This is a genomic window from Holophagales bacterium (assembly GCA_016719485.1).
In the GTDB taxonomy this organism is placed as follows: domain Bacteria; phylum Acidobacteriota; class Thermoanaerobaculia; order UBA5066; family UBA5066; genus UBA5066.
Map to the genome: position 1 here is coordinate 175,496 of JADJZB010000008.1, position 13,406 is coordinate 188,901.

Below are 13,406 nucleotides of genomic sequence, written 5' to 3' on the forward strand. Positions count from 1 at the left end.
CCGGTCGAGGGCGCGGGTAGACTTCCCGCCGTGAGCGAAACGCCCGTATTCCGGCACACGACCGTCCTCGCCGTCCGCAGGGACGGCGCCGTCGCCCTCGGCAGCGACGGCCAGGTGACGCTCGGGACGACGATCCTCAAGCAGGGGGCCTCGAAGATCCGCCGGCTGGCCGGCGGGACGGTCCTCGCCGGCTTCGCCGGGTCGACGGCCGACGCCTTCACCCTCTTCACCCGCTTCGAGCGCAAGCTCGAGGAGTTCAGCGGGCAGCTGGAGCGCGCCGCCATCGAGCTCGCCACCGACTGGCGGACCGAGAAGATGCTCCGGACCCTCGAGGCGCTCCTCGTCGTCGCCGATCGCGAGAAGACGCTCCTCCTGTCGGGGACGGGCGACGTCATCGCTCCCGACGAGGGGATCCTCGCCGTAGGCTCGGGCGGCCCCTACGCCACCGCCGCGGCGCGGGCCCTCTACCGGAACACGTCGATGCCCGCCGCCGAGATCGTCCGGGCCGCGCTGAAGATCGCCTCCGAGATCGACATCTACACCAACGACGCGATCGTGGTGGAGACCCTCCCGTGAGCCGGCCCGCCTCCCCGCGCGACGCGCACCTCAGGGACCTCTCCCCGCGGCGGATCGTCGCCGAGCTCGACCGGCACGTCGTCGGCCAGGGGAAGGCCAAGAAGGCCGTCGCCGTCGCCCTGCGCGACCGGTGGCGGCGGCAGCAGCTCCCGCCGGAGGTCGCGCGCGAGATCACGCCCAAGAACATCCTGATGGTCGGACCGACGGGGGTCGGCAAGACCGAGATCGCGCGACGGATGGCCCGGCTCGTCGACGCGCCGTTCGTGAAGGTGGAGGCGTCGAAGTTCACCGAGGTCGGCTACGTGGGACGGGACGTCGAGTCGATCGCCCGCGACCTCGTCGAGGCGGCGATCCGCCTCGTGAAGGACGAGCGGCGCGAGCGCGTGCGGGACCGGGCGCAGGCCGCGGCCGAGGAGAAGCTCGTCGACCTCCTCGCGACCCAGGTCGACCCGGCGGGGTTCGTCCCCGGGCCCGACGGAAAGGAGCGCCTCCGCCGCGAGCTGCGCGAGGGAAAGCACGAGGGGCGGGAGGTGGAGGTCGAGGTCGTCGACGAGAGGACGCCCCAGATCTCCGTCATGACGCCGCAGGGGGTCGAGGAGATGGGGATCGACCTCCCCGGGATGCTCCCGAACCTCTTCGGCGGCCCGAAGAAGAAGAAGGCGCGGCTCCCGGTCTCCGAGGCGCGGGCGATCCTCGTCGACCGCGAGGCCGACCTCCTCTCCGACGAGGCGTCGGTCCCGCAGGAGGCGATCCGGCGCGCGGAGGAGACGGGGATCGTCTTCCTCGACGAGATCGACAAGATCGCGGGGCGCGAGGGAAAGACGGGTGGCCCCGACGTCTCGCGCGAGGGGGTCCAGCGCGACCTCCTCCCGCTCGTGGAGGGGACGACCGTCAAGACGAAGCACGGGAACGTCCGGACCGACCACGTCCTCTTCGTGGCGGCGGGGGCATTCCACGTCGCCCGGCCCTCGGACCTCATCCCCGAGCTGCAGGGGCGCTTCCCGATCCGCGTCGAGCTGGACGCGCTCACCGAGGCCGACTTCCTCCGGATCCTCACCGAGCCGGAGTACTCCCTCCCGAAACAGGCGCAGGCGCTCCTTTCGACGGAGGGGATCGAGCTCGTCTTCGCCGAGGACGGCCTCGCCGACATCGCGAAGGCGGCGGCCGAGACGAACCGGAGCCTGGAGAACATCGGCGCGCGCCGCCTCCACACGATCCTCGAGAGGGTCCTCTCGGAGGTCAGCTTCGCCGGCCCCGACGCCGCCGGCGCGCGGATCGTCGTCGACCACACGGCGGTGACGCGCGCCATGGCCGACCTCGTCGCGAGCCGCGACCTCTCTCGCTTCGTCCTCTGAGCCCTTGAGAGCCCGCCGCGCCGCCCCGCTCGTCCTGGCCGCCGTCCTTGCCGCGGGGTGCGGGAGGAAGATCGCCCCCGAGGCGCCCCTCCTCGTGATCCCCGCGCGCCCGGAACCGCTGCGGGTGTCGCAGGAGGGGGGCGACGTCGTCCTGCGCTTCCCCTTTCCGACGAAGACCGTCCAGGGCGCGCCGCTGACGAACCTGACGCGGGTCACGGTCCTCCGGGAGATCGTTCCGGCGCCGGCCGGGGCGCGAGCCCCGGAGCCTGCGAAGGAGACGGCCGACCGTGAGCGGGAGGAGAAGCTCTTCCGGCAACGCGCCGAGGTCGTCCGCGAGCTCGACCGCGCCGGCCTCGACGGTGTGACCGTCGGGAGCGAGATCGTCGTCCGGGACGCGATGCTGCCCCTGTTTCTCGAGAAGAGGATCGGGCGGGTGTTCCTCCGCTACGGCGTCACCGCGACGCGCGACCGAAAGCGGGAGTCGCCCCTCTCTCCCCTCGTCGCGATCGTTCCGCGCGTCCCGCCGGCGGAGCCGCTCGCCCTCGCGGCGACGGTGGAGGAGGGACGGGTCTGCCTCGAGTGGCTCCCGCCCGTAGCGATGCTCGACGGCACGAGCCCTCCGGGCGTCGCGGCCTACGCGATCTACCGCCGCGACGAGGCGGAGGAGGCCTACGACGCGTGGATCGGTGTCTCCGCGGTCTCCCCCTACGTGGACGAGTCGGTCGTGGCCGGGAAGAGGTACGTCTACACGGTCCGCGGTGCGCCGACGGCGGACCTGCCGCCGGTTCTCGGGCCCGCGGGCGACGAAGTCGTCGCCGACACGCGCGACGTCTTTCCCCCGGCCGCGCCGGACGGGCTGATCGTCCTCGCGGAAGAGGCCGGCAACCGCCTCGTCTGGAATCCGGTCGTTTCGGGCGACCTGACGGGATACCGGGTCTGGGCGCGGGACGCAGAGGGGGCCTGGAGGCGGCTCACCGACGGCCTGGCGGACCCGTCGTACTACGACGCGGGCGCGCCGCGCGGGCGGCGGTATGGCGTGACGGCGGTCGACGCCGCGGGAAACGAGAGTCCGAGGGAGGAGAAGTGACGATGGCCACGATCGGGGGACTCTCGAGGTCGTTCTGGAAGATGGCGGGTGCCGGAAACGACTTCCTCGTCTTCGCCGGACCCGCCACGGTCGGGGGACGGGAGGCCGAGACGATCCGGCGGCTCTGCCGCCGAGGGACCGGGGTCGGAGCCGACGGGGTCCTCTTCGTTTCCGAGAAGGAGACCCCGACCGGGGCGCGGCCCGAGGTCCGGGTCGAATACTTCAACGCGGACGGCGGCCCGGCCCGGTTCTGCGCGAACGGGACACGGTGCGCAGCCCGATTCGCGGTCCTGACGGGCCTCGCCGAACAGGAGCTCGTGGCGCACACGGGCTGGGGGGCGATCGGTGCGACGGTGCGGCCGGACGGGAACGTGACCCTCCGCCTGCCGGAGCCGATCGCTCTCGGCGCGTCCGTTCCGACCTTCGACCCCGGGGGGCGGGAGGTCGAGCCCCGCGCGGCGCGCCTCGCGGTCGGCGTGCCGCACCTCGTCGTCTTCTGCGCGGGGGGCGTGGAGGTCGAGACGCTCGACGTGGCGACCCTCGGGCCGCCGCTCCGCCGCCACCCCGACCTGCCCGAAGGGGCGAACGTCAACTTCGTTTCCGTGCGGGGCGGTTCGCGCCTCTCCGTGAGGAGCTACGAGCGGGGCGTCGAGGCCGAGACGCTTTCGTGCGGCTCGGGCGTCGTGGCGTCCGCCGTCGTCGCCGGCGCCGAGCGCGGCCAGCTCCCGCCCGTCTCCGTCGCGACGCGCTCCGGGAGCGCCCTCGTCGTCGGGTTCCGCCTCGAGGGAAGCCTCGCGCACGACGTCACCCTGACCGGCGACGCCCGCGTCGTCTTCGAGGGCCTGCTGAAAGAGGAGGCGCTGTGAGGTTTCTGCGCTTCGACGACGAGGGCCTTCCCCGCTTCGGGCGGCTCGAAGCGGGCATGGTCACCCCGCTCGACGACGCCCCGTGGGCGGGCGGCGAGGACGCGGGCAGGCCGCGGCCGTTCGAGACGGTCACCCTCCTCCCGCCCGTCCCGCCGGGGGGAAAGATCCTCTGCATCGGGAGAAACTACTTCGCTCACGCGAAGGAGCTGGGCAACGAGGTCCCCGCGGAGCCGCTCGTCTTCCTGAAACCGGCGACCTCCCTCCTCCCCCACGGCGGGACCGTCCTCCTGCCGCCCGAGTCGGAGCGGGTCGACTTCGAGGGGGAGCTCGCCCTCGTGATCGGCCGGCGCGCCCGCCGGGTGGGGCCGGAGGCGTACGGGGACGTCGTCTTCGGAGTCACCCCGGCGCTCGACATCACGGCGCGGGACCTCCAGAAGAAGGACGGCCAGTGGTGGCGGGCGAAGGGCTTCGACACGTTCTGCCCCTGCGGCCCCGTCGTCGAGAGCGGCCTGGACGCCTCGGACCTCTCGCTCAGGACGATTCTGGACGGCGAGGTGAAGCAGGACGGCCGGACGTCGCGGATGATCTTCGACCTCCCGGCGCTCGTCTCGTGGGTCTCGCAGGCGATGACGCTCGAGCCGGGCGACCTCCTCCTGACCGGGACGCCCGAGGGGGTGGGGCCCCTCGCCGACGGACAGCTCCTGGAAGTCGAGATCGAAGGGCTCCCGCGCCTCTCGGTGCGTGTCGCGCGGGAATCCTAGGCCGACGCCGACTCGCGGGTCGAGAGCTCCTGAACGAGCCGTCCGCAGAGGCCGCCGAACGCGCCCGACGACATGACGATGACGACGTCGCCCTCCGCGAGGCGCGGCAGCAGGGCCTCGGCGAGAGCGGCCGGGTCGGGAGCCGAAAAGGCCTCGCGGCCTTCGGCCGCGAGGCGGTCGACGAGCACCGGGACGTCGAGGGCGCCGGGGGCGCCGGGGCGCGAGAGACGCGCCGCGTGGTATGGCGCCGCGATCGCGACGGCGTCCGCCTCGCCCAGCGCGGCGAAGTAAGGCTCGAGGAAGTCGGCCCGGCCCGCCGTCAGGGAGCGGGGCTCGAAGACGCCCCAGATACGCCGTCCCGGCCAGCGCTTGCGCGCCCCCGCAAGCGTGGTGGCGACGGCGGTCGGGTGGTGGGCGAAGTCGTCGACGACGGTGACGCCCGCCGCGGTGGCCCGCACCTCGAGGCGGCGCTTCACGCCGAGGAAGCTCGGAAGGCCTGTGGCGAGCCGCTCCGCCGAGAGGCCGAGGCTCTCCCCGGCCGCGAGCGCCGCGAGGGTGTTGGCGACGTTGTGCCGTCCCGCGAGCGGCGACAGGACCGGGAACGGGGCGCGCCCGCGCGGGTGGACGGTGAAGCGCGTTCCCTCCGGCCCCTCCTCGATCCCGTCGGCGAAGAAGTCCAGGTCGCCACCGGCCCCGAGGCCGTAGAGGACGACGCGCGCGCGCGCCGGCGAGAGGACGTCCCTCACGTTCGGGTCGTCGCCGCAGGCGACGACCCGTCCACCCGGCGGGACGAGGGCGACGCCGGCGCGGAAGGCCGCCTTCACCGCGTCGAGATCGGCATAGAGGTCGGCGTGATCGAACTCGACCGACGTCACGACGAACGTCTCGGGGGCGTAGTGGAGGAACTTCGGTCCCTTGTCCTCCCAGGAGGTTGAATACTCGTCCCCTTCGATGACGAACGCCGGCCCGGAGCCGCCGGCCGAGGGGGACGGGAAGTTCCGCGGCTCGCCGGCGACGAGGTATCCGGGGGCCTGGCCGGCCGCAGCCAGGAGCCAGGCCGTCAGGGCGGTCGTCGTCGTCTTGCCGTGGGTCCCGGCGATGACGACCGGGTGCCTCCCCGCGAGGAACTCCGTCCGAAGGGTCTGGGGCATCGAGGCGACCGGAAGCCCGAGCGAGAGGGCCGCGAGGAGCTCGGGGTTGTCTTTCCCGGCGAGGTTTCCGACGACGACCCGGTCGACACCGCCAGGGAGATTCCGGGCGTCGAACCCGGGAAGGACCTCGATCCCGAGAGCGGCCAGGCGATCGGACATCGGGGGATAGAGTGGGAGGTCCGAGCCGAGAACCCGGTCTCCCTTCTCGACCAGGAGCGCGGCCAGGGGGGTCATGGCGGTCCCGCCGATGGCGATCAGGTAGAAGGTTCGCGACATCGGCGCGGAGTTTGCTTCTGGGCTCCTGCCAGCGTCAACCGCGCCGGGATGGCTTCGGCAGCGGTAGCTATAATCAGAGGTTCGTGTGGCGGCGCTTCGCCGCCACGACAGGAGGTCCTTTCGATGACGTTCCCCGCGTTCCAGGCCCGGCTCGGCCGGACGGGCGCCGCTCTCGCGGCGGCCCTCCTCGTGATCGCCCCTTCCGTCGCCCTCGCCCAGGCCCCGAAGGCGGCTTCGTCGGCGCCTGCTCCCAAGCTCGTCCTCGTGGACGAGAAGAAGGACGCCGGAACGGTCCCGAAGGGGGAGGTCGTCCACGCGACGTTCATCCTCAGGAACGAAGGGAAGGCCGACCTCCACATCACGGACGTGAAGCCCTCCTGCGGCTGCACCGCCCCCGAGTACGACAAGACCATCAAGCCGGGCGCAGAGGGCAAGATCGTCCTCAACGTCGACACGAAGACCTTCCAGGGCCCGATCTCCAAGTCCGCGCTCATCCTGACGGACGACCCCGAGAAGCCCCAGGTCACGGTTTTCGTCCTGGCGAACGTGAAGCCGTACGTCGAGACCCATCCGGTCGGCTTCTTCCGCCTCCAGGCGCTCACCGGCGAGATCGCGACGTCGGAGATCATCCTGTCGTCCGGCGAGGCCGACTTCAAGCCGACGAAGGTGGAGCCGCCGAACAGCTACATCAAGGCGACTCTCGCCCCCGCCACCGAAGCCGAGAAGGTCGCCGGCAAGGGCGCCAACCAGTGGAAGGTCACGGTCACGACGACCCCCGATGCCCCGGAGGGTCTCCTCGGCGGGTACGTGAAGGTGACGACCGGCGCCGCCAAGCAGCCCGATCTCAGCCTCGCGGTCTCCGGCTACGTCAAGCCCACCCTCTCGATCACTCCCCTCTCGGTCAACTTCGGCAACTTCGAGCCGAAGGCCGATCCCGTCAAGCGGACGGTCACGATCATCAACAACAACCTCAAGAACGAGGCCTTCCAGGTGACGAAGGCCGAGTCGAGCGTCCCGGGAGTGAAGGCCGAGGTCGTCATGGCCGACAAGAGCCGCGCGCAGGTCATCATCTCGGTCGACGACAAGGTGAAGAAGGGGGTCTTCGACGGGTTCGTCACGGTGTCGACGACCGACCCCGCGAAGAAGGAGATCAGGATCCCGCTCAAGGGCGTCATCCTCTAGCCCGCTTTCAGGAGCAGACCTCGCGGGCCGGGCGGACGAGAGTCCCCCGGCCCGCTTCCGGGGGGCGCGTTTCCTTGCGCCCCCCGGACCCCCCGGTGCCCGCGTCGCATACCGGCGGGGGTCTCCGGGCGGTCCGCTACGGTTGCTTCGACACCTCGCCGCCCAGCGGGAGGATCTCGACCCAGTCGAACGCGGCGGCGAGCGTCCTGGTATCGGCGGCGTCGGGGATGCGGTCCTTCGGGGCCTCGGCCCAGGCGAACTCGAACCGCAGGACGTTCACGCCGCTCTTCCACGCCGGTCCGGGCGAGGCCGTCTCGTAGACCCGCGGGCCCGCCAGGACGGTCAGAGTCTCGAGGCGCACGTCGTTCACCCAGACCGTCACCGACTGCCCGGGCGCCCCCGCCCACCCGAACGGCCATGCGCGAAAACGGATGAGGCGGTCGGCCGGGCCGTCGGCCGTGACGGCCAGCGCCGCCTCGCGGGCCTGTGCCCAGACGAACGTGTCCCCGGAGGCGGTCTTCTCATAGCCGGACCAGCCGGAGGTCAGGGCGCGGGACGAGCTTTCGGCGTCGAAGTTGAGGAAGAGGGTCCGGGGTTCCGGGCGGCTGCAGGCCGCGGCGGCGAGCGCCAGGGCGAGTACGGTCGCAGAGCACAGGGGCGGCAAAGTCCTCAAGGCGTCCCTCCGAAATCGAAGGCCTTCCTGCCGGCGAATGCGTAGGACCGCGTCACGGAGGAACAGCGGGCCGAGGCGAGGGTCGTGAAGGTCACCGACCCGTAGACGGTGCCGTCCACCCAGGGGAGGACCGTTCCCGCCCAGGCCCCGGATTCAGGGGCGCTCCCCTCGAAGCCCCAGCCTCCCCCGGCCAGCGGCGTGAACGCCGTGTTCGGCGTGACCCCGGAATCGGCCCCGTAGGCGAGGACGGTGAAGATGAACGAGCCGGCCTGGCAGTCGACGACCAGCAGGCCGCTCAGGAAGTTCGGGACGCCGTCGAAGACGTCGAGCCGCCCGGCCGAGGCCAGGGCCGCGTCTCCCTGCGTGACGACCCATCCGTAGGCGCCGTCGTCGGGCGCGTCGACCTTCGCGGACGGGACGTAAGCGATGGAGGAGATCGCGTTGTCGATGAGCGAGGCGCCGACCAGGAGCGGACCGCCGCGCTTCACCGTGACGACGACCCGGAGGTTGCTCTCGGGCCCCGTGACGCCGAACGATGCGCCGAGGTCGGTCTGCTGGGCCGCCGAGGCGCGGCCGAGCGTGTAATCGCGGGTGGCGGCGGCCGGCGTTCCGTCGCCCCGCAGGAGCGCGACGCTCGCGACCGTCGTCGCCGTCCCGGCGTTGAGAAGCATGAGGTTCGTCCGGAAACCGCTCGAGGCGGACGGCGCGGACGAGGCGTAGGTCAGCCACGCCGTCTCGCCGGCCGAGACCGTCTGCCCCGTCCCCTGCGCGGGAATCGAGAAACCGAAGGTCCCGGGGACCCCGCTGGCGCTTCGGGCGTTCGCGACGAACGTGCGGGACACGACCGAGACGGGGTGGTCGGAGTCGATCCGGATGCCGCCGGCCGGGACGCCGAAAGGAGAGGCCTGCCCGGCGAACGTCGTACCGAGGACGTCCTCGATCGCGAGCGTTTCCCCCGGGCCCACCGTCACGCGCACCTTCGGGGCGGCGCCGTTGTCGCCGGTTGCCGAGAACGTCTCGTCGATCGGGCTCTGTGCGAGGTAGGTGAGGTCGACGTGCGCCGCCTCGGCGAGGGGATTCGCGATCCGGAGAGAGCTGACGAATTCCTCTCCGCCGCGTCCCGTGGCCTTCGCCGTGGCGAGGATCCACTGCGTCGTGGCTGGCGGGTCTGCAGGGGCCGGACCTCGCAGGAGGAGGAGGGCGAGGCCGGCCAGGTGAACGCGTCTCATCTCGGGGCTCCTTTCCGGGGGGAGCGGGAATATTAGCTCCCGGAAAGGAAGAGCCTGGAACCTGGAATCCGAATGCCGATACGCTGCGGAAAGCGAACGATGGAAAAGAAGGGCGTCGGTCGGCCACGAGACGGTAACCCCGAGGAGACCCGGCAGGAGATCCTGCGGGCGGCTGCAGAGGCGTTCGCCGCGTGCGGCTTCGTCGGCGCCACGACCCGGGCCGTGGCCGCCCGGGCGAGCGTGAACGTCGCGACCCTCCACTATCACTTCGGCAGCAAGGAAGGGCTCTACCGGGCCGTCATCGGGAACGCGTGCCGGGGAACGCTTCCCGACATTCCCTCCGGAACGGGGGCCGAGACGGTCGCGGGCCTCGTCGGGGGGCTCTTCGAGTTCGGCGCCCAGCGCCCGACCCTCGCGCGCCTCGCGCTTCTCGACAGGCTCGCCGGGCCCGCAGGAGGGGGAGAGCCCGACGAAAGGGTCCGCTGGTTCGCCTCGACCCTGCGTCCACTGCTGACGCCGTCCAATGGGAGGCCGGCGCCGGACGCGGGGGAGGTCGCGCAGTCGGTCGTCGCCCTCGTCGACGCGACCTTCGTCGCCGCTCCCCGGCCGGTGCAGGGGCTTCCGGACGAGGCGGCCCGCGCCGCCGTCGTCGCGGCGGCGCTGCGCCTCAGCGGTCTCGTCTGAGCGCGGGCGCCCGGCCCGGGCCCCAGGCGAGACCGGCGAGGAGGACCAGTGCGTTCACGGCGGTTCCCGTGAGGACCGGGTCCGGGCCCCAGCCCGAGACCCTGGCGGCCACTGCGGCGCCCCCCCCGAGGAGCATCGACGCCCCGGCGACACCGGACCGCACGGAGAGACGGGGGACGAAGGCGAGAAGCGTGGGGAGGATGAGTCCCGACGCGAAGATGGTGTAGCCGAGGCGGAACGTCTCCAGGACGTCGCGCATCGCCAGCGCGACGGCGAGTCCGAGCACCCCGTAGGCGACGACGAGGAGCCGGGCCGTGCGGGGAGGGGCTCCGCCGAGCAGGTCGTGAGAGGTCGCCGCCGCGGCAGAGAGGAGAACCGAGTCGGCGGACGACTGCATCGTCGCCACGAGCGCGACGAGGAGAAGCGGCGAGAGGAGCGGCCCCGCCAGCTCGCGGACCGTGGCCGGGAAGAGGGCCTGGGGCTCACCGCCGACCCCGAGTGCGACGCCGGCGAGCGCCACGACCGTCACGGCGGCCCCGAATCCGAGCTTGCCCGCCGCAGCACCGAAGGCGGCGCGGCGAGCCGTCGCCGCGTCCCGGGCCGACAGGAGCTTGGCCCACACGTCGCTCCCGACCGCGTGGGGCAGGCCGACGAGGACGAGGAGCGCGCCCGCGTCGGACCAGCCGAAGCGGGGGCCGACGGGGAAGACGAGGAGTTCCTGCGGCCAGCCTGTCCGCGCCAGCGATGAGAGCGCGAGAGGAAGAGCGACGCCGACGATGCCGACGAGCATCAGGCCGAGCTGCAGGATGTCGGTCCTCACGACGGCCCGCTGCCCCCCGAGGCTCGTGTAGGCGACGAAGAGCGCGGCGGTGGCGACGAGGACCGTGGTGGCGTTCCAGTCGGTCAGGGCGGTGACGACCGTCTCGGTCGCCTGGGCGAGGAGGGCGAACCAGACGATCTCGGCGAGCACGACGAGGAGCGCGGCGATCTTCCGCACCCTCTCGCCGTAGAACCTTCCGACGACGGCGGCGAGCGTCACCTCTCCCGTCTCGCGGATCTTGCGGGCGAGGAAGAGGCCGAGGGCCAGGAGCCCGAGCGCCCCGGAGAGGTCGAGCCAGAGGCCGGGAAGGCCGCGAGCGGCAACGAGGGCTGCCAGGACCAGGGTGGTCGAGCCGCCGATCGTCGTGGAGGTGAGGGCGGCCCAGGTCGCGAGGAGGCCGAACGAACGATCTCCGAGGAGAAACGCCTCGGACGAGCGGGAGGCGCGGCGCGCGGCGAAGAGCCCCACCAGGAATACGGCGGCGCCGTAAGCCAGGAGCGCCGGGATCAACGCGCCCACCTCCGGGTTACGATCCTGGAGTGAAGAGGACGTTCACGTTCGAGGAGGCCCGCAAGCTCCTTCCCGCGGTAAGGGAGAGAACGCGGCGCGCCCTCTCGAAGATCGAAGGCCTCGCCGGGGGCGGAGCGGAGGCGGACGGGCCCGAGGCGCGGGAGGTCCTGGTGGCGTGGGCACGCGAGATGAACGAGCTCGGGATCGAGGTCAAGGGGCCGTGGCTCGTCGATTTCGACTCCGGCGACGGATACTGGTGCTGGCGGTGGCCCGAGGAGGCGCTCGACTACTACCACGGGTACGACGAGGGGTTCTCGGGGCGCGTCAGGATCCAGTAGGAGGGTGGCCAAGGCGCGGGAAGCTCTTGGGCGGAGCCGCCTGGAACGCCTCGATCCGCGACCGCAGGTCCGCCGACAGCGGGGACTTCTTTCCCGCGGCCCAGTCCCAGGTCACCTGGATCGTACGACCCGAAGCGACGATGCGGACCTCGCCGTCGACCGCGCCCCCGGCCGCGACGATCCGGTAGTCGAACGCGAACGAGGAGGTCCCGAAATCACCGGCGCGGCACCCGACGAGGAGCCGCTCCCCGAGACGCACCGGCGAGACGTAATCGCACTCGGCCCTGGCCAGGACGAAGCCGATCCGCGCCGGGTCGATCGCTTCGTCCGGAACGCCGCCGGGGTGGATCGCCCGCCAGAACGCGAGGCGGGCCTGCTCGAAGTACGTCAGGTAGACCGCGTTGTTCACGTGACCCATCGCGTCGAGGTCCCGGAAGCGGACCTCCACCCCGACGACGCACGGGAACTCGGGAAGACGGACATCACGCATCCGGATCGACTCTAGCACTGCAGTTCGGGTGAGAATACGGTCGCGGTGGCACGCACCCCGAATCTCGACGACGACCTCGACTCCCTCCTCGACCGTGCGTTGCGCGGCGAGGGGGACGTGACCGACGAAAAGCTGCGCGCACGGCTCTCCCAGGCTTTTCCGGCGCTGCGCCCGCCCGCCGGCTCCCCCGTCAGCCGGCCCGCGTCGCCCGCCGCCACGACGCCCGGCTCGCCCACCCGGCCGATCGCGGGCGCCCCGCCCGCGGAGTCGACGGGACCGATCGAGGCGCCGACGCCCCTCCCGCCTGGAGTCTCGGGACCGAGCCTGGCCGAGGCTCTCCCGCTCGGCATCGTCCTCTCCGACGCCTCCGGACTCGTCAGGAGCGCGAACGCCATGGCGAGGAGGCTCTTCGGGGCCGAAGGGAAGGCCCTCGAGGGACGCCGGGTCATCGAGCTCTTCGAGGCGGTCGAGCGGGGCCAGCTCGCGGGCCTCCTGGAGGATGCGTTCCGGGCACGGCCGAGCCGGGAAGTCGCCCTCAACGCCGCGAACCCGGCTGGCGCCGTGGCGGTCCGTGTGTCGGCCGCGGGCCGGTTCGGTCCGGACAGGAAGCTGGTGCAGGTCGTCTGGACGGTCCGCGAGGCGGGGGTGAACCCGGCAGCCCTCGAGGTCCAGGTCCACAGCGGCAAGCAGGAGGCGATCGCCGAGCTCGGGGTCGAGCTCGGGCGCGAGGTGAGCCCGCTCCTGGTCCGTCTCACGGAGGCGCTCGTCGCCGTGCAGAGGGTCCTCTCTTCCGGTGGCGAGGAGACCCCGGCGGAGCGGGATGCGATCCGGATCAAGATCGCCGACGCCCTGTCGGGACTCCTGCGCCTCTCCGAGGTCGTCGCCGAGCTGGAGCGCTTCGCAGCGTCCGCGCCTCTCAAGCTCGAGCCCGTCGACCCCTCCGAGGTCCTCGAGCGGTCGCAGAAGCTCCTCGGAAGGGTGCTGAAGGGGGCGAAGGTCAGGGTCCGGAACGACATGGACGAGCCCGCGCCCCGGGTGGTCGCCGACGCGCCACGGATGACCGAGATCTTCGTGAACCTGCTGCGGAACGCGCGCAAGGCGATCGTCCGCCGGTTCGAAGAGGGCGACCCCGACGCGAGCGTGGGAACGAAGCGCCTCGTCGTCGTCGAGGCCTTCGTGAAGGACCCCTACGTCGCCCTCGTCTTCACGAACAACGGGCTGCCGGTTCCCGCTGCCGACCAGGAGAAGATCTTCCTTCCGTCGTTCCAGGCGCGAGACCCGGAAAAGAACGGCCTCGGGCTGCCGGAGACCGCAGCGCTCCTGAAGCAGATGGGTGGCGCGATCCGCTGCGAGTCGCTCGGCGACAAGGGAACGCGCTTCATCCTGACGCTCCCGAAAGCGCCCTGAG

Annotated in this window: 14 protein-coding genes; 9 read left to right on the forward strand and 5 right to left on the reverse strand. The window is 72.1% G+C overall.

Annotated features, from left to right (window positions below; translation table 11 throughout):
- Positions 1 to 30 precede the first annotated feature (30 nt).
- From hslV to IPN03_07235, 5 genes are read left to right on the forward strand one after another with little or no spacing between them, the layout of a single operon-like run.
- A complete protein-coding gene (hslV, locus tag IPN03_07215) occupies positions 31 to 576 on the forward strand; it encodes an ATP-dependent protease subunit HslV (GenBank protein MBK9373516.1) in 546 nt (181 codons plus the stop codon).
- Positions 573 to 1,931: an ATP-dependent protease ATPase subunit HslU gene (gene hslU, locus IPN03_07220; protein MBK9373517.1), complete on the forward strand. Its 1,359-nt coding sequence runs from the start codon at positions 573 to 575 to the stop codon at positions 1,929 to 1,931. The genes hslV and hslU overlap by 4 nt, the downstream gene beginning before the upstream one ends.
- A gap of 4 nt (positions 1,932 to 1,935) precedes the next feature.
- A complete protein-coding gene (locus IPN03_07225) occupies positions 1,936 to 3,018 on the forward strand; it encodes a hypothetical protein (GenBank protein MBK9373518.1) in 1,083 nt (360 codons plus the stop codon).
- A gap of 2 nt (positions 3,019 to 3,020) precedes the next feature.
- The gene (dapF, locus tag IPN03_07230) at positions 3,021 to 3,884 is read left to right on the forward strand and encodes a diaminopimelate epimerase (GenBank protein MBK9373519.1); all 864 of its coding nucleotides are present in this window, start codon (positions 3,021 to 3,023) and stop codon (positions 3,882 to 3,884) included.
- Entirely contained in the window at positions 3,881 to 4,645 is a 765-nt protein-coding gene (locus IPN03_07235; GenBank protein ID MBK9373520.1) for a fumarylacetoacetate hydrolase family protein, read from the forward strand. Before dapF ends, IPN03_07235 begins: the two co-directional genes overlap by 4 nt.
- On the opposite strand, the gene IPN03_07240 is transcribed toward IPN03_07235, so the two are convergent.
- Positions 4,642 to 6,072, reverse strand: coding sequence for a UDP-N-acetylmuramate:L-alanyl-gamma-D-glutamyl-meso-diaminopimelate ligase (locus IPN03_07240; protein ID MBK9373521.1), 1,431 nt, complete (start codon positions 6,070 to 6,072; stop codon positions 4,642 to 4,644). The genes IPN03_07235 and IPN03_07240 overlap by 4 nt on opposite strands.
- A 123-nt stretch (positions 6,073 to 6,195) precedes the next feature.
- Between IPN03_07240 and IPN03_07245 the strand changes: the two genes are divergently transcribed.
- On the forward strand, positions 6,196 to 7,254 hold the full coding sequence (locus IPN03_07245) for a DUF1573 domain-containing protein (GenBank protein ID MBK9373522.1): 1,059 nt from the start codon (positions 6,196 to 6,198) through the stop codon (positions 7,252 to 7,254).
- A gap of 136 nt (positions 7,255 to 7,390) precedes the next feature.
- Here IPN03_07245 and IPN03_07250 read toward each other — a convergent pair whose 3' ends face one another.
- Both IPN03_07250 and IPN03_07255 read right to left on the reverse strand, forming a co-directional pair.
- Positions 7,391 to 7,927 (reverse strand): hypothetical protein, encoded by a 537-nt coding sequence (locus IPN03_07250; GenBank protein MBK9373523.1) that lies wholly within the window; start codon positions 7,925 to 7,927, stop codon positions 7,391 to 7,393.
- A complete protein-coding gene (locus IPN03_07255) occupies positions 7,924 to 9,156 on the reverse strand; it encodes a hypothetical protein (GenBank protein ID MBK9373524.1) in 1,233 nt (410 codons plus the stop codon). The genes IPN03_07250 and IPN03_07255 overlap by 4 nt, the downstream gene beginning before the upstream one ends.
- 99 nt (positions 9,157 to 9,255) lie before the next feature.
- Between IPN03_07255 and IPN03_07260 the strand changes: the two genes are divergently transcribed.
- Complete coding sequence (locus tag IPN03_07260; protein MBK9373525.1) at positions 9,256 to 9,840, forward strand: TetR/AcrR family transcriptional regulator; 585 nt, start codon at positions 9,256 to 9,258, stop codon at positions 9,838 to 9,840.
- Here the strand turns inward: IPN03_07260 and IPN03_07265 are convergent.
- A complete protein-coding gene (locus IPN03_07265; GenBank protein ID MBK9373526.1) occupies positions 9,824 to 11,179 on the reverse strand; it encodes a hypothetical protein in 1,356 nt (451 codons plus the stop codon). The two genes, IPN03_07260 and IPN03_07265, sit on opposite strands and share 17 nt — an antisense overlap.
- A 20-nt stretch (positions 11,180 to 11,199) precedes the next feature.
- Between IPN03_07265 and IPN03_07270 the strand changes: the two genes are divergently transcribed.
- Complete coding sequence (locus IPN03_07270; GenBank protein ID MBK9373527.1) at positions 11,200 to 11,508, forward strand: DUF2203 domain-containing protein; 309 nt, start codon at positions 11,200 to 11,202, stop codon at positions 11,506 to 11,508.
- Here IPN03_07270 and IPN03_07275 read toward each other — a convergent pair.
- Complete coding sequence (locus IPN03_07275; GenBank protein MBK9373528.1) at positions 11,495 to 11,998, reverse strand: acyl-CoA thioesterase; 504 nt, start codon at positions 11,996 to 11,998, stop codon at positions 11,495 to 11,497. The two genes, IPN03_07270 and IPN03_07275, sit on opposite strands and share 14 nt — an antisense overlap.
- Positions 11,999 to 12,043: 45 nt before the next feature.
- Here IPN03_07275 and IPN03_07280 point away from each other — a divergent pair, with 45 nt between their 5' ends.
- Complete coding sequence (locus tag IPN03_07280; protein ID MBK9373529.1) at positions 12,044 to 13,405, forward strand: hypothetical protein; 1,362 nt, start codon at positions 12,044 to 12,046, stop codon at positions 13,403 to 13,405.
- Position 13,406 lies beyond the last annotated feature (1 nt).